This is a genomic window from Pseudoalteromonas sp. S2893 (genome assembly GCF_005887105.1).
GTDB classification, from domain to species: Bacteria; Pseudomonadota; Gammaproteobacteria; order Enterobacterales; family Alteromonadaceae; genus Pseudoalteromonas; species Pseudoalteromonas atlantica.
Genome location: NZ_PNCY01000029.1, coordinates 150,072 through 174,409 on the forward strand (window position 1 = coordinate 150,072; position 24,338 = coordinate 174,409).

The 24,338-nt window shown below is 38.9% G+C and carries 24 protein-coding genes; 13 read left to right on the plus strand and 11 right to left on the minus strand.

What is annotated here, in order from left to right; all coding sequences use genetic code 11:
- Positions 1-164: 164 nt before the first annotated feature.
- The gene (locus tag CWC04_RS13905; RefSeq protein WP_138685711.1) at positions 165-989 is read left to right on the plus strand and encodes an alpha/beta fold hydrolase; all 825 of its coding nucleotides are present in this window, start codon (positions 165-167) and stop codon (positions 987-989) included.
- 467 nt (positions 990-1,456) lie between these two features.
- Positions 1,457-2,233 (plus strand): DNA/RNA non-specific endonuclease, encoded by a 777-nt coding sequence (locus CWC04_RS13910; protein ID WP_138685712.1) that lies wholly within the window; start codon positions 1,457-1,459, stop codon positions 2,231-2,233.
- A gap of 858 nt (positions 2,234-3,091) precedes the next feature.
- On the opposite strand, the gene CWC04_RS13915 is transcribed toward CWC04_RS13910, so the two are convergent.
- From CWC04_RS13915 to CWC04_RS13940, 6 genes are all read right to left on the minus strand, one after another.
- The gene (locus CWC04_RS13915) at positions 3,092-4,051 is read right to left on the minus strand and encodes a sugar-binding transcriptional regulator (RefSeq protein ID WP_004586535.1); all 960 of its coding nucleotides are present in this window, start codon (positions 4,049-4,051) and stop codon (positions 3,092-3,094) included.
- A 164-nt stretch (positions 4,052-4,215) separates the two neighbouring features.
- The gene (locus tag CWC04_RS13920; RefSeq protein ID WP_138685713.1) at positions 4,216-5,229 is read right to left on the minus strand and encodes an ABC transporter ATP-binding protein; all 1,014 of its coding nucleotides are present in this window, start codon (positions 5,227-5,229) and stop codon (positions 4,216-4,218) included.
- A 10-nt stretch (positions 5,230-5,239) separates the two neighbouring features.
- Complete coding sequence (locus tag CWC04_RS13925; protein WP_004586533.1) at positions 5,240-6,070, minus strand: carbohydrate ABC transporter permease; 831 nt, start codon at positions 6,068-6,070, stop codon at positions 5,240-5,242.
- A 2-nt stretch (positions 6,071-6,072) separates the two neighbouring features.
- Entirely contained in the window at positions 6,073-6,945 is an 873-nt protein-coding gene (locus CWC04_RS13930; RefSeq protein WP_024033631.1) for a carbohydrate ABC transporter permease, read from the minus strand.
- Between the two features lie 118 nt (positions 6,946-7,063).
- The gene (locus CWC04_RS13935; RefSeq protein ID WP_029772292.1) at positions 7,064-8,368 is read right to left on the minus strand and encodes an ABC transporter substrate-binding protein; all 1,305 of its coding nucleotides are present in this window, start codon (positions 8,366-8,368) and stop codon (positions 7,064-7,066) included.
- Between the two features lie 139 nt (positions 8,369-8,507).
- Positions 8,508-9,830: a hypothetical protein gene (locus CWC04_RS13940; protein ID WP_138685714.1), complete on the minus strand. Its 1,323-nt coding sequence runs from the start codon at positions 9,828-9,830 to the stop codon at positions 8,508-8,510.
- Between the two features lie 466 nt (positions 9,831-10,296).
- On the opposite strand from CWC04_RS13940, the gene CWC04_RS13945 reads away from it, so the two are divergent.
- The 5 genes from CWC04_RS13945 to CWC04_RS13965 are packed head-to-tail and all read left to right on the plus strand — an operon-like array spanning position 10,297 to position 15,880.
- On the plus strand, positions 10,297-10,680 hold the full coding sequence (locus CWC04_RS13945) for a response regulator (RefSeq protein WP_029772290.1): 384 nt from the start codon (positions 10,297-10,299) through the stop codon (positions 10,678-10,680).
- A 12-nt stretch (positions 10,681-10,692) separates the two neighbouring features.
- Positions 10,693-11,598, plus strand: a complete 906-nt coding sequence (locus CWC04_RS13950) for an AAA family ATPase (RefSeq protein WP_138685715.1) — start codon at positions 10,693-10,695, stop codon at positions 11,596-11,598.
- Positions 11,582-12,595, plus strand: a complete 1,014-nt coding sequence (locus CWC04_RS13955) for a DUF58 domain-containing protein (RefSeq protein WP_138685716.1) — start codon at positions 11,582-11,584, stop codon at positions 12,593-12,595. Before CWC04_RS13950 ends, CWC04_RS13955 begins: the two co-directional genes overlap by 17 nt.
- Positions 12,588-14,549 carry a transglutaminase TgpA family protein gene (locus CWC04_RS13960; RefSeq protein WP_138685717.1) on the plus strand — a complete coding sequence of 654 codons (1,962 nt, stop codon included), beginning with the start codon at positions 12,588-12,590 and terminating at the stop codon, positions 14,547-14,549. Before CWC04_RS13955 ends, CWC04_RS13960 begins: the two co-directional genes overlap by 8 nt.
- A gap of 8 nt (positions 14,550-14,557) precedes the next feature.
- The gene (locus tag CWC04_RS13965) at positions 14,558-15,880 is read left to right on the plus strand and encodes a Na+/H+ antiporter family protein (protein ID WP_138685718.1); all 1,323 of its coding nucleotides are present in this window, start codon (positions 14,558-14,560) and stop codon (positions 15,878-15,880) included.
- 208 nt (positions 15,881-16,088) lie between these two features.
- Here the strand turns inward: CWC04_RS13965 and CWC04_RS13970 are convergent, their stop codons facing one another.
- The 3 genes from CWC04_RS13970 to CWC04_RS13980 are packed head-to-tail and all read right to left on the minus strand — an operon-like array spanning position 16,089 to position 18,197.
- Positions 16,089-16,523, minus strand: coding sequence for an acyl-CoA thioesterase (locus CWC04_RS13970; RefSeq protein ID WP_024033640.1), 435 nt, complete (start codon positions 16,521-16,523; stop codon positions 16,089-16,091).
- A 5-nt stretch (positions 16,524-16,528) separates the two neighbouring features.
- Complete coding sequence (locus CWC04_RS13975) at positions 16,529-17,347, minus strand: M23 family metallopeptidase (protein WP_138685719.1); 819 nt, start codon at positions 17,345-17,347, stop codon at positions 16,529-16,531.
- Complete coding sequence (locus tag CWC04_RS13980) at positions 17,340-18,197, minus strand: 6-carboxytetrahydropterin synthase (RefSeq protein WP_138685720.1); 858 nt, start codon at positions 18,195-18,197, stop codon at positions 17,340-17,342. Before CWC04_RS13980 ends, CWC04_RS13975 begins: the two co-directional genes overlap by 8 nt.
- Positions 18,198-18,401: 204 nt before the next feature.
- Between CWC04_RS13980 and fabA the strand changes: the two genes are divergently transcribed.
- Complete coding sequence (gene fabA / locus CWC04_RS13985) at positions 18,402-18,917, plus strand: bifunctional 3-hydroxydecanoyl-ACP dehydratase/trans-2-decenoyl-ACP isomerase (protein WP_004586523.1); 516 nt, start codon at positions 18,402-18,404, stop codon at positions 18,915-18,917.
- Positions 18,918-18,986: 69 nt separating this feature from the next.
- Here the strand turns inward: fabA and rmf are convergent, their stop codons facing one another.
- Entirely contained in the window at positions 18,987-19,157 is a 171-nt protein-coding gene (rmf, locus tag CWC04_RS13990; protein ID WP_004586522.1) for a ribosome modulation factor, read from the minus strand.
- A 607-nt stretch (positions 19,158-19,764) separates the two neighbouring features.
- Here rmf and acuR point away from each other — a divergent pair.
- From acuR to CWC04_RS14005, 3 genes are all read left to right on the plus strand, one after another.
- Positions 19,765-20,397: an acrylate utilization transcriptional regulator AcuR gene (gene acuR, locus CWC04_RS13995; RefSeq protein ID WP_138685721.1), complete on the plus strand. Its 633-nt coding sequence runs from the start codon at positions 19,765-19,767 to the stop codon at positions 20,395-20,397.
- Between the two features lie 50 nt (positions 20,398-20,447).
- On the plus strand, positions 20,448-21,437 hold the full coding sequence (acuI, locus tag CWC04_RS14000; protein WP_138685722.1) for an acrylyl-CoA reductase (NADPH): 990 nt from the start codon (positions 20,448-20,450) through the stop codon (positions 21,435-21,437).
- A gap of 73 nt (positions 21,438-21,510) precedes the next feature.
- Positions 21,511-21,927: a VF530 family protein gene (locus tag CWC04_RS14005; protein ID WP_004586518.1), complete on the plus strand. Its 417-nt coding sequence runs from the start codon at positions 21,511-21,513 to the stop codon at positions 21,925-21,927.
- A gap of 255 nt (positions 21,928-22,182) precedes the next feature.
- Here the strand turns inward: CWC04_RS14005 and CWC04_RS14010 are convergent, their stop codons facing one another.
- Positions 22,183-22,614 carry a DUF3859 domain-containing protein gene (locus tag CWC04_RS14010; RefSeq protein ID WP_138685723.1) on the minus strand — a complete coding sequence of 144 codons (432 nt, stop codon included), beginning with the start codon at positions 22,612-22,614 and terminating at the stop codon, positions 22,183-22,185.
- Between the two features lie 164 nt (positions 22,615-22,778).
- Between CWC04_RS14010 and CWC04_RS14015 the strand changes: the two genes are divergently transcribed.
- Together CWC04_RS14015 and CWC04_RS14020 are read left to right on the plus strand one after the other, a co-directional pair.
- The gene (locus tag CWC04_RS14015; protein WP_138685724.1) at positions 22,779-23,774 is read left to right on the plus strand and encodes a YHYH protein; all 996 of its coding nucleotides are present in this window, start codon (positions 22,779-22,781) and stop codon (positions 23,772-23,774) included.
- Positions 23,775-23,797: 23 nt separating this feature from the next.
- Positions 23,798-24,322: a hypothetical protein gene (locus CWC04_RS14020; protein ID WP_126007026.1), complete on the plus strand. Its 525-nt coding sequence runs from the start codon at positions 23,798-23,800 to the stop codon at positions 24,320-24,322.
- Positions 24,323-24,338: the final 16 nt, after the last annotated feature.

Here is a 24,338-nt window from a genome sequence, read left to right on the forward strand (position 1 = left end):
CTTACTATTAATAGCCGCAGACCGCATTTTAAAACGCTCTCAGGTTTTTGTAATTATTAAAACATCAAAAAAAATATTTTAAAAACAAGCTGGGATGATAATTGCTCATCACTATACATACACAGGTTTAGACTAAATTTAAAATATTGATGAGGATAGTAAGTATGAGTAAAACACAAACCATTACCGTTGAAGGCCACAAAATTGCGTATCAAGAAATGGGCGAGGGCACACCGCTACTATTATTACATGGTATTCCGACTAACAAATCGCTATGGCGAAATGTTATGCCAACACTGAGTGAGCAACATCGTGTTATTGCACCTGATTTACTCAATTACGGCGAATCTGATATGCCAGAAAATACCGATGTATCAATTAATGCCCAGTGCAAAATAATCAGTCAATTTATGGATGAGCTAGGTATTGCTAAAGCAAACATTGCCTCTCATGATATAGGTGGCGGAATAGCACAACTCATGGCGGTAAATTACCCAGAAAAAGTAAACAGCTTAATATTAATTGATAGTGTTTGCTTTGATTCTTGGCCAATACCCGAGTTTGAACCTTTGCTTGAGCCTGGTGTAGAGCAAGAAACATCGGTTGATGAGTTTGTTGATACGCTAAATGATTTTATGCCAAAAGGTGTATACGATAAAAGCATAATGACCGATGAGCTGAAAAAACAGTATTTAAAGCAATGGAGTAATGAGCAAGGTAAAGCAGCGTTATTCAATAATATGCGCCGACTTAATAAAGAGTACACACAAGCAATTGCCGGTGAGCTTAAAGGCTTAAAGCATGAAACCCTCATTTTATGGGGTGATGAAGATAACTTTCAAAAACCTAAATATGCACCTCAGTTAGCTCAAACCTTACCAAATGCAACACTAACGTGGATAGAAAAAGCAGGGCACTGGGTTATAGATGAAAAACCAAAACGAGTAACTTCGTTAATGGGTGAATTTTTGGCAGATAAAAAGTTTTAAAATACCTTAATTTTAAAGGCCTAGTTAGCCACTTTGACAACATGTACATAAAACCATGCCGTTTGAGCTGTATTAATTTTTGCATAATTAGTTACTCAAACGGCTTTTTGTTTTCATCTATTTTTTAGTATTAAACCATTTAAGTATAAATCGCTATTAATAGCTCAATATTCATACATTAAAATTGTGCGCATACGCTTTATATTAGGGTGATTACGCATGGGAAACTATAAATAAGCTAATTTAACATAATGCATGTAGGTATATAAAAACCCCTTTATTCGCTAGGTCTACAAGTGACGTTACTACGTTGAATATAAGGCGAGGGTAACTGTATACTCGCGACTTTTATTAGTAATACCAAAAGCCTAAGACGATATTATTGTATTTATAAACAATTAGTTAGATACATATTGCTGTAATAATGTACTGCTAATTTTTACCCTCATTTAATTGAGGATAAAATAATGAAGACAATAATAAAGGCATCAATAGTACTTACAGGCTTATGTTTTGCTCACAGTGTAAGTGCAGACAATTGTTTACAAGGTTGCCCAACAGGTTTAGATAATGGCAATACAATTGAGCGAAGTATTTATACTTTAAAAAATAATCGTTATACAAAGTTTGCAGATTGGGTGGCTTACCATGTTACAACTAGCACTATGAGTGGACCATCGAGAAGCAGAAGTTGGAAAGCCGATCCAGATTTATACTCACATTACACGTTAGAGCCTAGTGATTACACCGATGCATATGCAACAATAAATACCGATAGAGGCCATCAAGTTCCATTAGCATCTTTTAGCAATACGGATGATTGGAAACTAACAAACTTACTTTCTAATATTACGCCGCAATCATCCGCATTAAATCAAGGCCCATGGGTTAGGCTTGAATCTGCAGTGCGAAATCACGTAGGAAATGGAAATGATTTATATGTAGTAACAGGTCCATTATACGAATATTATTTTGCAGAGTTACCACAAGCTAACGAAGCCCATACGATTCCAAGTGGCTATTTTAAAATAGTTATGCAGCAAACTGGTAGCACAATTAAAGCATCGGCATTTATTATGGAGCAAACAGCGAGTCGTAGTGATAACTTTTGTAATACCGAAGTAAGTATTGATGAAGTTGAATCGCGCTCTGGTATAAATGTAATGCCAAACTTATCGTATAACAGTGCACAAACAATTGAATCATCAGTGTATGGTTTAAGGTCTGAACTAGGTTGTAACTAAGCCATATTATTTTTGATTAAAGCCTTAGGTTTTGAAGAAAAATCTAAGGCTATAAATTATACCTGATATGAGGCGTAATAAATTCTTGTAGCAATAAGTTAGCTTTAAATAAAATGATAGAAACGACGATTACAAAATTTGAGCCTGTTTAAAAAAGGTAATTAATTTTTATGACGGGAGTATAGAGGCTGCTATATGGAATTTGTAATTGTTAGGCTTTATAAAATTGAAAGACTACATAAATATTTGCGAAAATATCGGTGTAAAATAATGTAGTCCGTAAGTTGTTGTGAAAGTTACTGTACATAACAATTTGAACGGTTAACTGAAAGACCAACTTTAAAAGACTATTACAAAACACCAGAAATAGGGGTTTATAGTTACTCTGATTATGTATTAACTCAACTTATTTAACATAATATAAATTATAGGTGGTTATGTATATTATAATAAGGAGTGCGTATTACACTCCTGCTATGTCCAATACTAGACGGTATCGGACATTAAGGTTATTTTTACCAAGCTATTCCAAGCCTTACTTTGCTATGTGCTTTTAGTTTATTCCTGGTCATTACGTTTTTATTATCCATTACACTCAAAACTTTACTAACTATATTACTTACAAATAAATTTAAGCATTGGCTACTTCAAAATTTTAACCATAGCAGTTTTTGCTTTGCTATTTTCATTAACGTTCTTTTATCACAGCGCTATTCAAAACGTTTTATAAAAAGCCTACATTTATAAAAGCTTTATTGGTATTTTAAAATGAGCCTGTTAGTTTTCCTTTTTGAGAAATAAAGGCTCATTCAGTCAGTTATTACCGTAAGCTTTAAAAGCTACCTAAAACAACCTTGGCTAATCCATACTTAAAATACGTTCTGCTGTGTATTCGTTAGTAATTAAACCGCTGATCATATTTGATCTAACTGCACCAAGTATCGCAAGTACTTTATCTTCACCGGCGGCTATAGCGTAAATTTGTTTATTACCTTCAATTTTTAATGGCGTACTGGCCACGCGTTGGTTTACAGTGCAGTCAATTAATTGGCCGCGTTTGTCGTAAACCCAGCTGATCATTTCGCCCACAGCCCCTAAATTTTGTAGCTCTTTTAGCTCTTGCTCATCAACAAAGCCATCAATATGTAATGGCGATTTTTCGCCTAGGCTACCTACACCCACAAATGTTACGTCGGCTTGAGTGGCCAATTTTAAGTTACTGGTAATATTATGTTGTGAATGCAATTGCTGTTTCTCTTCAACACTTCTTGGTAATACAGGAAGCGGCATTGGGTAATGCTTTGCATTTATATGCTCGGCCATTCTAACAACGACATCATAAGGTGAAGCCGACCCATCAAGTGCCATGTTACCAAGCATAGCCACTACTTTGTGTTGGCTACAATCTAGCGTTGGCAGTTCATCAACGCATGCACGTAATACGCGCCCAGTACCCATAGCTAAAATTTTCGGTGTTTCTGATTTTAAATGGCGTTGTATTTCAGCAGCACCGGCTTGCGCTAAACCCACTGTAGAGTTTGGATCTGAGCCATCGCTAGGCACTACTTCACAAGAGTCTAAGCCAAAACGGCTTTTAATTTTTTCTGCTAAATCCATACATTTAGCAATAGGATGATCGAGCCTTACTTTAATAAGCCCTTGGCTTACAGATAATGCCACCATACGTTGAGCCGATTGACGAGATACATTGAGTTTTTTGGCAATTTCGTCTTGTGTTTTACCCGCAACATAATAGAGCCACCCTGCTCTAGCTGCATCATCGAGCTTACGTATTTCTGTATTTGATAGCTTTGCCACATAAACCTCTTATTTTGATAAGCCGCTTAGTTTTAGCGATAAATCATTTTATAATATTTGCAAATATATCATTCATTTATAAAATGCCGAAGTGTCACATTAATTTAATAACCAATACTTTAAGTAAATTTGCTATTCCTAAAGTATTGGCCTAAAACGGCGGATTAAACTGTTGGGTTTTTAATCGTTAAACCATTTTTATCAAATCTATGTACCTTGTGCTCAGGTGCACTTAAATAAATTGTATCGCCATATTGTAGTGGGCAATCGCCATCTGCTTTCACCGTAACCGTGCTGCCATCGTTAATAGTTACATGTAAAAAGCTTTCAGAACCTAAATGCTCGATTACACCTACAGTACCTTGCCAAGTTCCTGACTCAGTTGAAGTTTCAAAGTGCTCAGGACGCACACCCAAACTGTGCGTTTGTGCATGGCTATCGTTATCTACTTCAATAAAGTTCATTTTTGGTGAACCAATAAAGCCTGCCACAAATTTATTTACTGGGTGCTGATACAGCTCAAGTGGCGTACCGACTTGCTCAATAATCCCCCCATTAAATACCGCAATTCTGTCTGCCATAGTCATCGCTTCAACTTGATCATGTGTTACATAAATCATTGTTGTAGCTAAGCTTTTGTGTAGCTCAGAAATTTCTAAGCGCATATTTACACGAAGTGATGCATCTAAATTTGAAAGCGGTTCGTCAAACAAAAAAGCCGACGGTTGCCTAACAATTGCGCGCCCTATTGCTACACGTTGGCGTTGCCCGCCCGATAATTGCCCTGGTTTACGGTCTAGGTAATCAGTTAAATTAAGTATTTTAGCGGCATTTGCTATTTTACTTTCAATTTCAGCAGGGCTTACTTTTGCACGTTTTAGTGGAAACGCAATGTTATTGCGTACACTCATGTGCGGGTACAAAGCGTACGACTGAAATACCATAGCTAAACCACGTTTTGCCGGTGGCGTCTGTGTGGCATCTTGGCCATCAATCTCAATTGTGCCGCTGGTTGTGTCTTCCAATCCGGCAATCATACGTAGTAATGTTGATTTACCACAGCCCGATGGCCCTACAAATACAATAAATTCGCCGTCTTTTATCTCTAAATCAAGCGGTTTAATTACGTTAACTTCATCAAAACTTTTAGTTACTTTTTTTAGTGTGATGCTGCCCATGTGTGTTCTCCTACTTTACTGCGCCAAAGCTTAAGCCGCGCACTAATTGTTTTTGACTAAACCAACCAAGAATTAATATTGGCACAATGGCCATGGCAGATGCTGCCGACAACTTGGCGTAAAATAACCCTTCTGGGCTTGAGTAACTGGCAATAAATGCCGTTAGTGGTGCGGCATTCGCAGCGGTTAAAATGAGTGTCCAAAATGCTTCGTTCCATGCCAAAATTACGTTTAACAGTAATGTTGAGGCTATGCCGGGTAATGCGATTGGCAGTAATACATGAAATATTTCCTCGCCAATAGTTGCACCATCCATTCGTGACGCCTCTAAAATTTCACCCGGAATTTCTCTAAAGTAGGTGTATAACATCCATACCATAATCGGTAAGTTTATTAAGGTCATAACAATAACTAAGCCCAGTTTTGTATCTAATAAAGCAAAGTCTCTAAAGAGTAAATAAATAGGAATTAACACCCCTACCGGCGGGAGCATTTTTGTAGAAAGCATCCACATAAGTAGGTTTTTAGTTTTTTTCGTTTGCACAAACGCCATTGACCACGCGGCTGGTACGGCTATTAATAAGCCCAATAAACTTGAGCCTAGTGATATAACCACCGAGTTCCAAAAGTGATCAAAATACGGCGAGCGGGCTAACACATCTTGATAGTTTTCCAGTGTCCAATCAAAAGCAAATAACGCTGGTGTGGCTGATATTGCTTCTGCTTCGGTTTTAAAACTGGTGATTAATGTCCATAAAATTGGGAAAAATATCATCCCACTGATGGTCCATGCTGCCAGGGTATAAATTAGTTTTGATTTTTTATTTGCTGCACTAGCCATGATTAACCCTCTAAGTTTTTACCAATAAGGCGCATTAAAAATATGGCTACAATATTGGCAATAATTACTGCAACTATGCCCCCTGCTGAGCCCCCGCCTACATCAAATTGTAATAACGATTGGGTGTAAATTAAGTAAGTAATATTGGTTGATGCATACCCAGGCCCGCCACTGGTGGTCACTAAAATTTCTGCAAAAATAGACAGTAAAAATATAGTTTCAATTAAAATAACAGCGGTAACAGCGCGTGATAAATGCGGCAGCACTATGTAAAAAAACTTACTAAAAGGCCCTGCACCATCTAAATCAGCAGCTTCGAGTTGTTCGCGGTCAAGGGATTGAATTGCCGTGAGTAATATCAACGCAGCAAACGGTAACCACTGCCAAGAAACAATAATAATGATTGAAAACAAAGGCATTTGCGCAAAAAAGTCGATAGGTTCAAACCCGAGCCAAATTGCAAAGTGTGCAAATAATCCGTTTACAGGGTTCATAAACATGTTTTTCCACACCAAAGCCGATACGGTTGGCATAACAAAAAATGGGGCGAGAACCATAATACGAACATAGTTTCGCCCCCATATTGCTTGGTCGAGGAGAACAGCTAAACCGATACCACCACAAATTGTGATAGCTAATACACCCGTTACTAAATAAAGGGTATTAAAAAAGGATTCAACAAATGCGGGATCTGTTAAAAAAAACTCGTAGTTTAAAAAGCCTACAAATTCGCGTTCACCAGGAATAAGTAAGTTGTAATCTACAAACGAGAAATAGAGTGTCATGCACAGCGGCACTATCATCCATCCTAGTAATAAAATTACACTAGGAAATAGCATTATGCGTGCAAGCGTACGAGACTGTGTAGTTGCCATATCAGTGACCTTCAAAAAGTCAGCATTAACCTTAGCAACAGCGACAAACGGCTACTAGATAACATGCTAATGCTGACGAAAAATACGAGGTAAGCGTTAAACTTACCCGCCTACTTATTTATTTTGGGTAGCGCGCTTTACGCATTGTGCGCTCAACTAGGCGTTGTGATGTGTTAAGTGCTTGCTCAACAGTCATTTGCCCAGTAAGTGCAGCGGAAAACTGCTGCCCAACAGCAGTACCAATTCCTTGAAATTCTGGAATAGCTACAAACTGAATGCCAACATAAGGCACGGGTTTAACAGTAGGGTTTTTCGGGTCGGCCGAATTAATAGAATCAAGCGTTATTTGTGCAAACGGTGCTGCATTCATATATTGCTCGTTTTCATAAAGTGATGCGCGAGTACCCGGCGGTACTTTTGCCCAGCCTTTGTTATCGGCAACTAATTGGCTGTACTCTTTTGATGTAGCCCAGCTAATAAATTTCATTGCAGCATCAGATTTTTTACTACTAGAAGGAATTGCAAGTGTCCATGACCATAGCCAATTACCACGTTTACCTAGGCCATTATCTGGTGCAAGTGCAAAGCCTACTTTATCAGCGACTTCAGAATCTTTTTTATTGGTTACAAATGCGCCAGCAACCGTTGCATCAATCCAAATACCACATTTACCCGTTTGAAATAACGCTAGGTTTTCGTTAAACCCATTCGCTGACGAACCCGCAGGTCCAGACTCTTTCATAACATCTACATAGTACTGGAGTGTGGCTTTCCACTCAGGGGTGTTAAATTGTGGTTTCCAATTTTCATCAAACCAGCGAGCGCCAAACGAATTTGCCATTGAAGTAATTAAAGCAACATTTTCGCCCCAACCTGCTTTACCACGTAAGCAAAGGCCATAAACACCTTCGTCTTTATTGGTCATCGCTTTTGCAGCTTTTTGAATAAAGCTCCACGTAGGCGCGTTTGGCATTTCTAGGCCGGCTTTTTCCATTAGGTCGGTACGGTACATAACCATAGAGCTTTCGCCATAAAATGGGGCCGCGTATAATTTGTTATCTATCGTTAAGCCACTGCGAATAGCCGGTAGTAAGTCATCAACGTCGTAATTTTCACCTAGGTTATCAAGCTCAGTTAGCCAGTTTTGTTTACCCCAAATTGGCACTTCATATGTGCCAATTGTCATTACATCGTATTGGCCGCCTTTTGTGGCAACATCAGTTGTTACACGTTGACGTAAAATATTTTCTTCTAGTGTTACCCATTTTAATGAAATATCTGGGTTTTGTTCTTCAAAATGATTGCTAAGCTCTTTCATGGTGATCATGTCACCATTATTAACTGTGGCAATGGTTATGGTTTCTTTAGCGGCTACGTTAATAGCCATAACTGAACACGCGAGCATTAATAATTTAGTTTTCATCGGGTTAACCCTCATAAATATGTTAAATGACGCTTAAAAAATAACTGTAAAGCGCCTTAGTAAATAAAGCGGTGAGCAATTTCAACGTATTTACAGCGCTGAAATTACCTTTAAACCAAACAGTAAGTTAGTAAGCTATTTAAAATTTAACTGAGATTTCTGAGGTGAAACCGTCAAAACCACGACCAATTTGGCCGCCTGAGTTTGCGCCTTCTTCTTGGTTTACATACTCAACTTTTAAAAGTGTAGAATCTGTAAACCAGTAACCTGCGGCTACTTGTAAGCGCTCAACGGTGTTATCGTTTTGGCTGATTAAATCGGAAGTGTTTTCTGACTCTGCATAGCGCGCGGCTACGTAAAGTTTTTCAGGAATGATATATTGCTGTGCTTCAACGGCGTAATATTCTACTGAGCTTTCGCCTTTAATTACACTGTTAGAATCAAACGTAGTACCGTTTTCGTCTGCCACACCATCTGTACCAAAGTAGGTAATACCTGCCACTGCGTTACCTGCAGAGTCTGCAAAGGTGTAATCGTCAGACGATTTACCCAACATTAAAATGATGCTGGTTTGATCTGATGGCTGATACGCTAAATTTAATTGAATGATAGACTGATCAAGCCCTGGCATAACACCTACGTGAGTATCACGTTCGCTTGAAGGAGAAGCCGAAAAGTTATAGTTTTCGCCATCACCAAAACGGTAATTTGTTGTTGTGAGTCCATCTAAGCTCGCTACGCCATTTTCAAAACGAAGTTGGTCGCCTTGGTTAGCTTGTAAGTAATTTAAGCCAACTTTAAAGCCACCTTCAAACTCTAATGTACCTTGTAAGCGGTAGTTAAAGCCTCTATCTTCCTGAAATGCTTCGCCAAAGCTTGATGTAGTAATATGACCCACTACGTTATAAGAACGAAGCACACCACTGTCAAAAGTTTCTGTGTAGCTTAATTGTGCACCGTTTTCTGCGGTTGCGTAGTCGTTAATGCCGTTACCAATTAAGGCATTACCTTGGTTATCAGCGCCGTCTTGAAAACCTTTAAACTGAAATGGAGACGCGCCAATATTACCTAAACGAAGCGTTAAATTTTCGTTTTCGTTTGGTGTCCCGTATAAGCCAAGTAAATCAAATTCAATACCTGCAAAGTCGTTATGGAACGAAAAATCACGGTCGCCGCCGCCAAAATCGTTTGGCTCTTCGGCTATATCAATGTCGGCAGTAATGTATTCATTTATATGAAACTTAAGCATTAAGTTAGCTCTAATACGCCCAAAACCTGATGATTGCTCTTCATCTCCAGGACGAAATGCACCGTCTTTAGCTTGAATAGACTGAAAGTTTTGCATTGCTAGAAAGTTAACGTCAAGGCGGTCAAAGTAATCTGACATTTTTGCTTGTACAGGCGCCGCCAACGCTGCTGCTACTAAAGTTAGCGCAAATTTAGCTTTCTTATTATTTAACATAATGAACTCTCTATTTAGTGTGTTGTGTATTTTCAGTGTGCAGCTAAAGCGAATGAGCATTTTACTTTAATGTGTTTTTAAACTTCTTAATGGGCATTGGCTCAGCTAGTGAGCATAATCACAAATGAATAATGTAACGTCAACATCTTTTATTACAAAACATTTACATGAAATCGTGTTTATAAAAATTTATATTTATAAACAAAGGTTTAATAGTTTTGAATTCCAAAATAAAATTGCCAGTTATGACTAAAGTCTTATTTAAAATGTTCTGTAGAGAACTTTTGAAGAGCGTTATTTAACATTTATTAACCAATTAAATGGTATGGGCGTTTAATTAATACGGCAGGTTTAGGCGCGTAAAAGCGCTAATTGGTTGTTTTTTGATTTACTTTCTTGAGCTTATACAGTGCTTAGCATAAAATTAAATTACTTTAGATGTATAAAAAATAGAAGTAATTAACATATGGAATTTGTGCGCCCGCTTGAGCCTATACTTATTATTGATGACGTTAAGGAAATACGTGACTACCTAAACCAAATATTAACAGAGCTAGGCTTTGAAGATATTTTAGAAAGCAACGATTACCTTTCTGCAAAACCCCTTCTTGATAAAAAATCACCCAATGTCATATTTTTGGATGTGGACTTACCTGATTCTGAAAGCTCTGATATTCTAGAACATATTAATGATAGCTACCCTCACGCTCACGTTGTTATGTGCTCGGGTCATAACACCCTTGAAAACGTGCAAAATACATGGGAATTAGGCGCTAAAGGCTTTATAGAAAAACCTTTTAACGCTAAAAAAGTTAATTCTGTTATGAAGCGCCTCGAACTAAGCGAATAAAATAAGGTCAGTATGCAAAGCACTGTTACGGCAATTATCGACGATTTATCGAGTGTTATTTTTGGAAAAAAACAACAAATAAAACTAGCACTCACCTGCTTATTCAGTGAAGGACATTTACTGATAGAAGATTTACCCGGTATGGGCAAAACTACGCTCTCACATGCACTTGCTGCTGTGCTTGGGCTGTCGTATCAGCGTATACAATTTACAAGCGATCTTTTACCTGCCGATATTTTAGGAACCAATGTATTTAACGCTAATGAGCACACGTTTACATTTCATAAAGGACCGATTTTTAGCCAAGTTGTATTAGCAGATGAAATAAACCGCGCGGGCCCTAAAACGCAAAGTGCATTGCTTGAGGCGATGGAAGAGCAGCAAGTTACAGTAGATGGTACTAAGTACACGTTACCAAATCCATTTTTTGTAATTGCCACGCAAAACCCGCTTTATCAGTCGGGTACTTACCCACTTCCAGAATCGCAGTTAGATCGATTTTTAATGCGCATAAGTTTAGGTTTTCCTCCTAAAGAGGCTGAAAAACAACTTATTTTAAACATTAAACCGCGAGACTACAGCCAATTACCACAAAGAATAGACGCTAAGCAGCTACAACAAATTCAAACCTTGATTAACCAAATTGTGATAAGTAGCCCTGTAATCGATTATATTATTGAATTAGTAACGCACACTCGTCAAAGCGCAGCATTTGCAGGCTCGCTGTCTCCTCGGGCAAGTATGGCGCTTGCCAAAGCGGCTAAGTCGTGGGCATTTATTGAAGGGCGTGAGTTTGTAACCCCTGACGATGTACAAGCTGTATTTGCAAATGTGTGCCAGCACCGCTTAGGACTGCATAACGAGTCGGGCGAAGCGCAAGTAAATGAAATCTTAAAAACCGTTGCTGTGCCAGTTTAACGTGTTATTTAAAAAAAAAGCCAAAAAGGTCGGTATATTAGGCGTATTAAAAAAGCGTTTACTTAATAAACTACTTAAAAACAAGCATTCAAAGCAATCCATTACGCTGGCTCATAACAATATTTATGTAGTGCCCTCGCAACTCGGCTTTTACTTTATTATTGTGGCTATTTTAAATTTTGTTATGGGCATTAATTATCAAAATAACTTAATTTTGGTGATGGCTTATTTAATGTTTGTCGTGATGATTATTGCCGTACTGCTTGGTTATACAAATGCCAAAGGGCTAAAAGTTGAATATATAAAAAGTTTTGCCAGCTTCTCACCAAATAAAGGCTCGGTTAAATTTATTTTAAAAGCCCCTACACTTACTCAATCAGTATCGCTTAGCTACTCGAGTGACCCAGAATATGCAAAGCACTTAGCGCAAGTTACGCCCAAAGACAGCGCTTTAATTATTAACCTACCTTACAATACTCGCGGTAAATATACCCTTGAACGTTTTAAAATACACAGTAATTACCCATTTGGGCTGGTAAGCGTGTGGAGTTATATACAACCTAATGACTCTGTTTACGTTTACCCTGCGCCAGAGCATGTATTAAACGACACTTACAACAGTACGTTTGAACACACAACGCAAACAGGCAGTATTAAAGAGCCCGGCAGCGAAGAGTTTGATGAACTAATTACGCATTTTCCAGAAATGGGATTGCAGCGAATTTCATGGAAACATTACGCTAAATCACAGCAGTTACTCGTAAAAGAATTTATAGATTATAAAAAGTCCGATATTGTTTTTGATTTTAACCTGCTAACGGGTAACACCGAGCAACGCTTGAGTCAGCTTTGCTTTTTAGTGTGTAATGCATGCGAAAACAACACACCGTTTACACTGATTTTGCCCTCAGCAAGTTACAAAACAACTAACGACACGCACGATAAATCACAGTGTTTAGCACTTCTGAGCGAATACGGCGGAGAAACTAATGGCTGAGCTATTAAATTACCGGGCAATTAATTTAGCAATGAGCTTTATATACGCCTGCTTATTTGCGTTTTATTTATCGCATATGCCCATACTGTTTATTGGGGTTTTATCGCTTTTATGCCTTTGGAACGTGTACTTAACACTGACTAACAACCCTAAACCTAACGCGTGGCTTGCAAATATTTTGGCTGGGTTAGCTTTAATATTAATGATTTACACCATAGGTATAGGCGATACAGTCATATTGTTTGTTGCTATGTTATTGCTCTCTAGTATTTTTAAATTACTGCAGGCTAAAACAAAAAAACATTACCATATTATTGTCACACTCACGTTTTTTTCTATTTCATCGGCGTATTTGTTTAACCAAAGCATAATAACCACCTTAACCATGAGCGCCCTATTTTTACTCAACTTTGCTGTATTGAGTTTAATTGAATCTTCTCATAGTTTAAAATTAGCCTCTAAGCAAAGTGCTAAGTTGTTATTTATTGCTTTGCCCTTAGCTATATTTTTGCTGTTGTTTTTACCTAAAATGCCCGCTTTTTGGCAGTTACCTGGGCCAAAGCTTGCTAAAACAGGGCTCTCTGAACAGGTAGACCCGTTTGATATTGCAAAGCTGTCTAATTCTGATGAACTGGTTTTTAGAGCGCGTTTTGATAACGACACGCCCGCCTCACCTTATTATTGGCGAGCACTTGTACACGATACCTTTGATGGTAAAGCGTGGAAAACATCTGATTTATTAAAATATAATAATCAAAGTGCTGATCCCAATAAACAAATTGCAGTACAAAATACCTACACTATTATTGCCGAGCCTGCTAATCAAAAATGGTTATATGGGCTTGATTACGCAATCAGTAACAATAAAAATGTTGAAAGTAATGCGCTAGGGCTATTACGAAAAAAACAATATCAAGCTAAAAGCTTGCAGTATCAGGTATCAAGTGCATCACTGAGTACTGAGCAACTTTCAAATTGGCAAACCGCTTATTACACACGTTTAAATAACCAAACAAACCAACAAGCAGCCAAGCTTGCTGCCAGACTTAAACAATCAACAACCTCGCAAAGCGACTTTTATAATGCATTGCTTAGCTACTTTGCTAAACAAGAATTTAGTTACACGTTAACCCCCGAGCCTATGACCGGTGACAGCACTATTGATCAATTTTTATTTGATAAAAAGCGCGGCTTTTGCGGCCATTACGCCAGTGCAGCAGCGTATATTTTTAGAAGCGCCGGTATTCCCGCGCGCTTGGCCAGCGGTTATTTAGGTGGTGAAAAAAACCAAACAAATAATTATTTATCGATTCGTCAATACGATGCCCACGCTTGGGTTGAAGTGTATATTAATAATCAGTGGCAGATTTTTGATGCCACTGCGGTGGTCGCCCCCGAGCGTTTAAATGGTTCACTTTCGCAAAACGAAGAACTCAATGATGAATTTAAAAGTAATCTCGATTTTGGCTTAGTGAGTTTAAGTAACTTTGCAGCCGTTAATTGGTTAAGGCTCAAACTAGAAACCCTTGATTACCAATGGACCAGCTGGGTACTTGGCTTTGACGAAGAAAAGCAAAGCAATTTTTTAAAATCACTTTTTGGTAGTAAACATCTTTGGTTGGTACCTTTAGCGGTTGTTTTAGGACTTGCTTTTAGCTTTGCTGCTTACTTTATTTATTTAAATTGGCCACGCAATAAAAGTAAATGCCCGCCGTTAGTTTCAGAATTTGAGGTAATTAAGCACTGGGCAGATAAAAACCACATAGCGGCGCCTAGTCACTATTCACCTAATCAGCAGTTAATACACTTTGCTGAGCAAAGCCCTAATGCTGCGGAACCTTTAAGCGAATTTAGCTATTTATTTAACCAAGTGCGCTACGCTAAAAAACCTTTTACTAAAGAACGTAAAAATCAGGCTAAAGATCTGATAAAATTAATTAAATCTTCAAAATAGAGAAAACTATGAATGCGGTTGTTATAGGCGTTATTTTAATGCTTGGGCTCTCCTTAGCCCGTGTAAATGTCATTGTAGCTATGATAATTAGTGCACTTGTAGCTGGTTTAACAGCGGGTTTAGGGATAAAAGAAAGTGTTGATGCATTTAATTCTGGCTTGTCGGCCGGCGCTGAAATTGCACTAAGTTACGCAATGTTAGGTGCCTTTGCAGTGGCTATTTCAAAATCGGGATTAACTCGTATCCTCGCCGAAAAGCTATTAAACAAAGTGAATGCACAAGGTGCAGGCAGCGAAACCTTTTTAAGCTATTTTATTTTATTAATTATATTAGGCTGCGCTATTTCATCTCAAAATTTAGTGCCTGTGCACATAGCCTTTATACCTATTTTAATCCCCCCTTTGCTCGTTGTGTTTAATCAACTACGTTTAGACCGCCGCGCTATTGCTTGTATATTAACGTTTGGTTTAGCTACCTCTTACATGGTATTGCCTTATGGATTTGGTGGCATTTACTTATACTCTATTTTGCATAAAAACTTAGTTGATAACGGTCTAGACATAGTTAACACCCAAGTGCCTATGGCAATGATTATTCCTGCCTGCGGTATGCTGGTTGGGTTAATTATTGCGGTGTTTATAAGTTACGCAAAGCGCCGTGACTACAAAGCGCAACCGTTAACAACACAAAGCAAAGCTACCGACATTGAGAAACCTAAAAAAGTAATGATAGTAGGTTTGTTTGCTGTGCTTTCATCCTTGGTTGCTCAAAACCTAAGTGGCTCTATGATATTAGGCGGCCTTGTAGGCGTAATGATATTTAGTGTATTTGGTGTTGTTAAGTGGGAAGAAAACGGCGACGTATTTAGTAAAGGCGTCGCCATGATGGCAATGATTGGTTTTATTATGATTTCGGCTCAAGGATTTGCCTCAGTAATGAAAGCAACCGGTGATGTAGCAAGTTTAGTTCACAGTGGCGCGGCGTTATTTGATGGCAATAAGCCTATCGCTGCGGCCTCTATTTTATTGGTGGGATTATTGATAACAATGGGTATTGGTAGTTCGTTTTCTACAGTGCCAATTATAGCTACCTTATTTGTTCCTTTATGTTTAGATTTAGGTTTCTCGGTTATGGCAACTGCGGCTTTAGTGGGTACAGCGGGTGCATTAGGTGATGCGGGCTCTCCTGCCTCAGACTCTACACTTGGGCCAACCTCGGGTTTAAATGCCGATGGTCAACATGACCATATACGAGATTCGGTGATCCCCACCTTTATTCATTTTAATATTCCATTACTTATATTTGGTTGGATTGCGGCTATGGTGCTTTAACACCTCTTTACTTATAGTGTGTATAATTCATTATTTTTAAGGCATGAATTCCATGCCTTTTTTATACCTACCTCTTTGCTGATCTAATCTATATATTTTTATAGTTGCTAAGATAGCTTTTACAACTAATTAGTATGATGTGTTCTTTTAATGTAATTAAATAAGCACCTAATAAAGGTGCTTATTTAAAGGCCGCTTGCCTTAATATTTACTTATCAAAACCGTAAATCATTTTATCGCATACCACCGGTGTCGGTCTGTGGTCATCATCTACGGCTACAAAGGTAAAGCTGCCTGAAATAGCCGAGTGCTTATCATCTTTATGCATGGTTTCTAAACAAATATCCACATCCACTTTAAGTGATGTATTGCCCACATGCACAACTTTAGCAATTAGCTCAGCAAAAGTACCCGCTGGAATAGCCTCTTTAAAATCAACTCTATCAGATGAAATAGTCACTAACGGCTTTCGGCAAAAGCGAGTGGCGGCAATAAAAGCAACCTCGTCCATCCATGCTAACGCATCGCCACCAAATAATGTGTTGTGATGATTAGTGCGCCCAGGAAACACCGTTTTAGTAACCGAGGTCGTTGAGTCTTCAATACGCTTTGCAATAATTGCATCGCGGTTAATGTCTGTCATAGTATCTACTTTTTATTAGCAAGCTTATCTTGCATCAATAATGCTGGGTCTAGGCGCTCGCCTTCCCAGTTAAAACGCCAATCAAGGTGTGGGCCTGTTACACGCCCTGTTGCACCTATTTCGGCAACTTTGTCGCCTTGGGTTATTGTATCGCCTACTTTTACATCTAATTTGCTTAAATGAATATATGTAGAGGTAACGCCATGGCCGTGGTCAATAATAAGCGTACCGCCCGAGTAGTATAAATCGGGGTCAGCAAACACCACGGTGCCACTAATCGGAGCATATACAGGCGAGCCGGTTTTATTGGCTATATCTAAACCAAAATGTGGGCGTCGCGGTTCGCCGTTAAAATAACGTTGGCTACCATAAACACCCGATATACGCCCTTGTGCAGGCTTTAATACCGGCTCTAAAAAGTACTGTAAATCAGAGTTAACCGCGCGTGCTTTACGTATTGCTTGCGCCTCACGGCTAATACGTGCGCTTACTTCTTTAGGGGGCGACACATACTTTTTAGCCACACCGGTAATTTTATCAATTTTATAATCACGTTTAGTGATCATTAAATCTTGCGTGTGTGTTTTACCGTTAGTATCTACCCACGTAAGGGCGTGTTTTGCTTTCGCGTCGCGACCAAAGCCAAACACAAAATCGCCAGAGTCTGATAACTTTAATGTTTTACCATCTAGCGATACCGACTTTACATTTTCAAGCTTGCCTGTCACTAAGCCGCCCTGCGTTAGGTGCCCTTTTAGCTCAAGCGCTAATGCACTAAAGCTAGTTGTGGTTACAAGCGCTGTGGCTAAAAGAGTTTTAAGCATAACTAATCGATCCCTTTCCTACGCCTTCATATGCGGTAATTTTTACGTCTTTGTCTGGGTATTCGGCCTTAACTTGCTCAGCAAGGTGTTGAGCAATACATTCTACCGTTGTATCAACAGGTAAAATGTCACAGCGTGACTCGCTAATCGCCATTTCAAAGTAACCTTGTGCAGCAGTGTAAGCAAAACACACATCATCGTTTTTAGCGCTTATGTGTTTTAATTCGCTTGCAGCGATTTGGTCTTCACGTGTGGCTAAATAAATATCTTGCCATTTTTCAGCCCATTGCTTTTGTAAGCGTGGCATAGACATACCATCTAAACTAATACCAATTTGCGAGCGATGGCCATGAATAATACGCTGACAGTTACCATCGTGCTTTTTAAGGCCATGGCTGTAATGATAATAAAAACTTTGGCTGTGCTCTGGTTTAAGCGACAACTCAATTTTTTCAATGTTTCCTGGCAGTTTTGGTAAAATAGTGTCGATTAAAAATTCAGTCACTGTTTCAACGCTAATTTCTGGTGCATCTATCATGCAATAAGCTTGATGCGGAGCACTCATGGCTAAATGGTGGTTATCACCAAATGTGCAATCGAGCGTTTTGTGCGAATCAAATTCTTGTACTGTGCCATTTAAACCTCTAGCAATTGCTAGTTTGTGGTCTAAACAGTCGTCAATTATGCCTTTAATTTGCTTTTTAACTAAGCCAAAGTCTAACACCATAGACTCTTCATTTAGCTTGCCATGCAACGTTAAGTCAACAATCCAGCTCTCGCCAACGGCGCCGCGTTTGTTACATAAGTAAGAAAAATCAATCACTGTTAGTGAGTTAACAAAAAGGATCATAAACTTCCTTTAAACTGGTTATAAGTCAGGGGTAATTATAATGATTTCTGATTGTAATTGCGCGGTTTTATAGTGCAAAAAGCAATCGCCACTACTGATTGGCGATAAATCACGCAAAAAAGTGTTTTTTTCAACTGCTCCGAGTTGTTTAGCGTACAAGTGTACGCTAAAGTACTTGGCAATTTCTAAGCGAAGATAAGTGTTATGGAACCTAAAAATAGCTATACAAAAGAAGATTTGATCCTATGTGGTCAAGGTGAAATGTTTGGTGAAGGTAACTGCCGTTTACCAAGCGACAACATGTTAATGATGGACCGTATTACTTCAATCACTGCTGATGGCGGCGAGCACGGTAAAGGGCAAATTGTAGCTGAGCTTGATATTGACCCAAGCCTATGGTTTTTCGATTGCCATTTTAAAGGCGACCCAGTTATGCCCGGTTGTTTAGGCCTAGATGCTATGTGGCAACTCGTTGGCTTTTTCTTAGGCTGGTCTGGTGGCCCTGGTTTAGGCCGTGCTTTAGGCGTGGGTGAAGTTAAATTTACCGGTCAAATTTTACCTACAGCTAAAAAAGTAACATACCGCCTTGATATGAAACGTGTAATTAAGCGTAAATTATTTATGGGCATGGCTGATGGCACAGTTGAAGTAGATGGCCGCGTAATTTACGAAGCAAAAGATTTAAAAGTGGGCTTATTTCAAGACACAAGCGCATTCTAAATTAGTAATGAATGTATGCAAAAAAGCCTCCAATTGGAGGCCTTTTTACGTTAATTCTTATCTGATGAATTAGGTTTTATACATGTTTCGGTTTTCAATTGCTTCACGCCAACCGCCTAACCATTCTGACTTAGGATCGATTTGCTGATAAGGGCATAGCTCTTTTGAGCGCCCGGCTAAACCTGCTTTAAAACCTTGAGAATGAGCTCTTTCTAAACGATCTCTTTTTTGTCTCTTCATCGGTAATATCCTCACCTTTTTTAATTATAAATTTTGTAGCATTAGTGAAATCTACATTTAATGAATAGTTAATAAAAATGTTAAATTCAAATAGCAAAATTAATTAATTTGTTTGACATTAACTAACATGCTGATGCAAAAATAATTTAACATTAATAAAAACACAGTGGTCGTACCACTCATTTCTTACTGCTTCTTTAATTTACAATACGGCTATCTAACCGCTTAAATGCACTTATGTGCTAAGGCGTGTTCTACTTTGCTGATTTAAATATCTCCATTGAAGCGATTAAATAACTGCTTAATGAAAGCACCTAATGGGCAGCATATAGTTGGTATTTATGGTGCATTATCGCCTTGTCTAAATTCCAAACTCCACTGCAAATTTAACCAGCAAAAATCAACACGACCTATTTATCCGACACACCTTTTTTGGCTAAGTTCCAAACAAAAATGTAATCATGACGATTTTATTGCAATTTGCCCTTTTGTTTAAAAAACAGCTTTAACGATTTATTTTTAAACAATTGGTATTTATGCTTGATTAATTAAAGTCGATCGGTCTAATATGGGTTAAATTAAATAAGGCTATTAGGGGTTACTTAAAATGAATACTGCTCAAGCACCTGCACGGCGCGGAAGACCCCCTAAAATACCTCGCGAAAACGCCGATACCAAAGCGCACCTTATTAGGGTTGGACTAGAAACCTTAACTGAATTTGGTTTTAGCGCAACTGGCCTTGATACCATTTTAAAAAAAGCCGGCGTACCTAAAGGCTCGTTTTATCATTACTTTAAAAGTAAAGAAGCGTTTGGTATTGCTTTAGTAAATGCCTACGATGACTACTTTATCACTAAGCTCAAAAAATATTTAACCGATAGCAATACCCCACCCCTTGAGCGCTTAATTCACTTTACGCAAAGTGCTATTATGGGCATGCAAAAATACCAGTACAAGCGCGGTTGTTTGGTCGGCAATTTAAATCAAGAGCTCAATCATTTAAGTGATGAATTTAAAATCCGCCTACTACAAAGCTACGTAGCATGGCAGCAGCAAGTTGAGCTGTGTTTAAATGAAGCACAGCAACAAGGCACGCTTGCTAAAACTGTTGATACGCAGCTTATGAGTGAATATTTTTGGATTGGCTGGGAAGGCGCCGTTATGCGCGCTAAACTTACCCAATCAAGTAAACCCCTTACGTTGTATACAGAAATGTTTTTACGCGCATTACTTACCTAATGCGCATTTTATTTAGCCATTAAAAACCGATCGGTCTAAAAGGATATGTTATGAGTAACTCAGTTAAAGCTATTGTAATTACTAAAGACGAAAACTACGCTGCGGCGCTTAGTGAAGTGCAGCAAAGTGACCTACCAGATCAAAACGTGCAACTTGATGTACTTTACAGCACGCTCAATTACAAAGATGGGCTAGCCATTACTGGAAAAGGCCCTGTTGTGCGCAGTTTTCCTATGGTGCCAGGCATCGATTTAGTGGGCACAGTAAGTGAAACGAGTACGGATGAATTTACTGTTGGCGATAATGTAATTTTAAATGGCTTTGGTGTGGGCGAAAAACACTGGGGGGGCCTTGCACAAAAGGCATCGCTTAATAGTGATTGGTTAATCCCCCTCCCTGCAGCGCTTTCGCCAAAACAAGCAATGCAAATTGGTACCGCGGGCTACACTGCAATGCTGAGTGTTATAGCCCTCGAAAAACAAGGCATCACTCCAAGTGATGGCGAAATATTAGTGACCGGTGCAAACGGCGGTGTTGGCAGCTTTGCCATTTATTTATTAAATCAGCTGGGCTATAAAGTAACCGCTGCCACAGGAAGAATGGAGCAAAGCGATTACTTAAAAGAGCTAGGTGCGTCACAAATCATTAGCCGCGATGAGCTTTCAAACCCAGGTAAGCCACTTCAAAGAGAGCGCTTTGCTGGCGCTATAGATTCGGTAGGCAGCCACACCCTTGCTAATATTTGTGCATCGCTTAAATACGGTGGTGTGGTTACTGCGTGTGGGTTAGCCCAAGGCATGGATTTACCCGCATCAGTAGCACCCTTTATTTTACGTGGTGTGTCTTTAATTGGTATAGACAGCGTTATGCGCCCTAAAAAAGACAGAGTAGAAGCATGGGACAGACTAGCAAGCTTAGTTAAAGCCGATTACCTTGATAAAATTTCAACCGAAATTACACTTGAGCAAGTAATCGAAAATGCCGAGCAACTTATGGAAGGTAAAATTCGCGGCCGCGTAGTTGTTAATTGCCAAAGTTAAGCAATTTTATCTATTAAAGCCTCGTTATTAAATTTATAATGGCATTTGTATTTTTATTAATGAGGCAACACCTATGAGCAACCAAGATCTTTACAGTAATAACCCACTGCAAGGCGTAAAATTAGAGCAAGTGGTTGAAGAACTGGTTGAGCAATATGGGTGGGAGCTACTACACGCTTATTTGCAATTAAACTGTTTTAAAAACAACCCAGATGTAAAATCGGCGGTTAAGTTTTTACGTAAAACACAATGGGCACAAGAAAAGGTAGATAACTTTTACCTATACCGCCTTAAAAACTTACCTAAACCCGACGATGTGCAATACGAATTACCGCCACGAGATAGAGTTATTCCTGCGGATCATAAACCGGGGGAGCCGTGCGAATTAAGTTTTAGTGATGCAAAGCGAATTATGGAAAAAAAGGCCACTAAACAACGCGCCAGGGCGCGAAAACAACGCTCAAATGCAACTAACCCGTGGGGTAACTAAGTTAACCTCAACTCTGGATAATAAATCTATCTCTAGCAGCTATTTTCAGCGCTAACAGCGTTGAATTTACTTGCAATAGGCTAGCTATTGACGCGTAAATTCGCCTTGTTTTCACCGAAAACCGCTGCCTAGAGAATTAAGCTTAAAGATCATCATGATAAATTATGTTGGTATATCTCTTAACCAGAGTTCAGGTTAAGTTATATTTTTAAAGCCAATGTATATTGGCTTTTTTTAGCTCTGCAATTTTAGGACTTAGTAACCTCGTTTACGCCAAAAATCATTAACAGAGCCTTGCTCTTCAAGTGCTACGTTAAATGTTTTATCGGCAATAATTTTATTATTTAGGGTGAGTGTCATTCGCCAATCACCTAATTTATTTTCAATAGGCTCCCACAGCGTATCACCTAAATAAAACTGCCAGTCGTTCTCTTTAATGTATTCAACGCCTTCAAAGGGCGGCATTATTTCGCCATTACTGCCTGGTATATCGGGGTGATAAATACAAAAGTGAAGTTTTTCGCCTTTTGCTTTTTTAATATTAATTATTAAACCAAATTCAACATCAAGCTTAGCAATTACATTGGTAGTAAATTGCTCAATTTGTGGCAATGCTTTACTTTTGCTATCCCATGTAGAATAAATCCCACAACTTTGAATCGACACCTCAGGTTTTGATTTTGCCATTACACCATTCTTTACTTTAGGCTGTTAATGCACTGATTTTATAATACATGCAGCTTAAGTAAAATCACCTGATTAACAAACATACTCAATGTTGATTTATTTTTGCACATTGCTTGCACATTTAAGATCAAAAATAGCGTCAATTAGTACTTAATTGGCTGTGTATGATGAATCACTCTCTATGTAATAAAGTTAAACTATTAAACATTTCGTTATTAAGCGCAGCAATTTCTTCTCTTGTTGCATGTGGCAGTGATGAGCAAAACCTAACAACCGCCACTGATGAAAGTACAAGTTCAAGCAGTGACAGTACAACAGCAACAAGTGGCACCAGCTCAACCGAACAAGTGCTATGTGAATACAGTTACAATGAATACAACGACTCAACATCAGTGCAAACCACCAGCTCTGCTGATTGGGCATGCACAGGTACAACACGCGATGTAGTTGCTAATGGCATTCCCGATCATGATGTGGGCACGTTTCCTAACCCCGATAATCCAAACACCATTTATGAGCAAACAGTGAGTGAGAGCTTTACGTTAACGCCTGAACAAAGCGATACCGCAACCTTAATGGGCGGCCCTCGAGGCGTGTTAGGCATAGTACTAAATGGCGTTAAAATTGATGCTGGTACCGGCGGCAGTTGTGATGACTCTGGCGATAATTGCTCGCTGGGTGATAACAGTGGCAACTGGAGTATTGAAGCACTAAGCCAAGATACCTTTAGTTTTGGTACTGACGATAACAACGCACACGTACAGCCCGATGGCACATATCATTATCATGGCATGCCTGAGGGATTTATCTCCCTTAGAGGCGGCAACAGCTCAACAATGACCCTAATCGCATGGGCGGCTGATGGGTTTCCTATTTATGCGCGCTATGGCTATAGCACCGCGGATGATGCAAGTTCGTCACTTAAAGTGATGACAGGTAGCTACCAACATATTAGTACTGTAAGCGATAACCGCCCTTCTACCGATATTTATCCACTGGGAACTTTTGCACAAGATTGGGAGTATATAGCTGGTTCTGGCGATTTAGATGAGTGTAACGGACGCTTTGGTGTTACCCCTGAATTTCCACAAGGCATATACCATTACTATGCAACCGATACTTATCCGTTTTTTCAACGCTGTGTTAAAGGCGAGCTATAAATTTACTTATAGGCAAAGTGAGCATGATGAAATTACATAAAAAAGCACTTGTTGCGCTTATTTTAGTAGCCAACATTGTTATAGCACCGGTTGTTTATGCACATTTAATGGTGGCTCAACACGGAACATTAAACGTGATTGATAACCATGCCTTTATTGTGCTCTCGCTGCCTATTTCTGCATTTAATAACCTTGATGATGATTTAAATAAAAAAGTATCTATGGATGAATTTAACGCCCATAAAAAGCAAATCAGCAAAACCATAATGCGAGGGGTTTATTTAAACGATCATCATTATAAGTTTTCTTTAGAGGGTTTATTACTAAACCCTGAAGTGTCGCATACTGATACTAATAACATTGAGTACATAACCATTACGGGCCGATATACAGTGCCCGATATAAGCGCACAGCTAAAATTAAACGTTAGGTTATTTAGTCAAAATTCTGATTTTAATAAGTACCACATTACCGCCACTAACAAGCAGCAAAAAATGACTCATCAGTTTGCTTTAACACCGCGTACGCCTTTTAGCACAGTGTTTTAAACTAACAATTAAGTAG

Bases quoted from the DNA above. Each gene is read 5' to 3' on its own strand.
- CWC04_RS13905 (WP_138685711.1), top strand. From the start codon at position 165: ATGAGTAAAACACAAACCATTACCGTTGAAGGCCACAAAATTGCGTAT.
- CWC04_RS13910 (WP_138685712.1), top strand. From the start codon at position 1,457: ATGAAGACAATAATAAAGGCATCAATAGTACTTACAGGCTTATGTTTT.
- CWC04_RS13920 (WP_138685713.1), bottom strand. From the start codon at position 5,229: ATGGGCAGCATCACACTAAAAAAAGTAACTAAAAGTTTTGATGAAGTT.
- CWC04_RS13925 (WP_004586533.1), bottom strand. From the start codon at position 6,070: ATGGCTAGTGCAGCAAATAAAAAATCAAAACTAATTTATACCCTGGCA.
- CWC04_RS13930 (WP_024033631.1), bottom strand. From the start codon at position 6,945: ATGGCAACTACACAGTCTCGTACGCTTGCACGCATAATGCTATTTCCT.
- CWC04_RS13935 (WP_029772292.1), bottom strand. From the start codon at position 8,368: ATGAAAACTAAATTATTAATGCTCGCGTGTTCAGTTATGGCTATTAAC.
- CWC04_RS13940 (WP_138685714.1), bottom strand. From the start codon at position 9,830: ATGTTAAATAATAAGAAAGCTAAATTTGCGCTAACTTTAGTAGCAGCA.
- CWC04_RS13945 (WP_029772290.1), top strand. From the start codon at position 10,297: ATGGAATTTGTGCGCCCGCTTGAGCCTATACTTATTATTGATGACGTT.
- CWC04_RS13950 (WP_138685715.1), top strand. From the start codon at position 10,693: ATGCAAAGCACTGTTACGGCAATTATCGACGATTTATCGAGTGTTATT.
- CWC04_RS13960 (WP_138685717.1), top strand. From the start codon at position 12,588: ATGGCTGAGCTATTAAATTACCGGGCAATTAATTTAGCAATGAGCTTT.
- CWC04_RS13965 (WP_138685718.1), top strand. From the start codon at position 14,558: ATGAATGCGGTTGTTATAGGCGTTATTTTAATGCTTGGGCTCTCCTTA.
- CWC04_RS13970 (WP_024033640.1), bottom strand. From the start codon at position 16,523: ATGACAGACATTAACCGCGATGCAATTATTGCAAAGCGTATTGAAGAC.
- CWC04_RS13975 (WP_138685719.1), bottom strand. From the start codon at position 17,347: ATGCTTAAAACTCTTTTAGCCACAGCGCTTGTAACCACAACTAGCTTT.
- CWC04_RS13980 (WP_138685720.1), bottom strand. From the start codon at position 18,197: ATGATCCTTTTTGTTAACTCACTAACAGTGATTGATTTTTCTTACTTA.
- fabA (WP_004586523.1), top strand. From the start codon at position 18,402: ATGGAACCTAAAAATAGCTATACAAAAGAAGATTTGATCCTATGTGGT.
- rmf (WP_004586522.1), bottom strand. From the start codon at position 19,157: ATGAAGAGACAAAAAAGAGATCGTTTAGAAAGAGCTCATTCTCAAGGT.
- acuR (WP_138685721.1), top strand. From the start codon at position 19,765: ATGAATACTGCTCAAGCACCTGCACGGCGCGGAAGACCCCCTAAAATA.
- acuI (WP_138685722.1), top strand. From the start codon at position 20,448: ATGAGTAACTCAGTTAAAGCTATTGTAATTACTAAAGACGAAAACTAC.
- CWC04_RS14005 (WP_004586518.1), top strand. From the start codon at position 21,511: ATGAGCAACCAAGATCTTTACAGTAATAACCCACTGCAAGGCGTAAAA.
- CWC04_RS14010 (WP_138685723.1), bottom strand. From the start codon at position 22,614: ATGGCAAAATCAAAACCTGAGGTGTCGATTCAAAGTTGTGGGATTTAT.
- CWC04_RS14015 (WP_138685724.1), top strand. From the start codon at position 22,779: ATGATGAATCACTCTCTATGTAATAAAGTTAAACTATTAAACATTTCG.
- CWC04_RS14020 (WP_126007026.1), top strand. From the start codon at position 23,798: ATGATGAAATTACATAAAAAAGCACTTGTTGCGCTTATTTTAGTAGCC.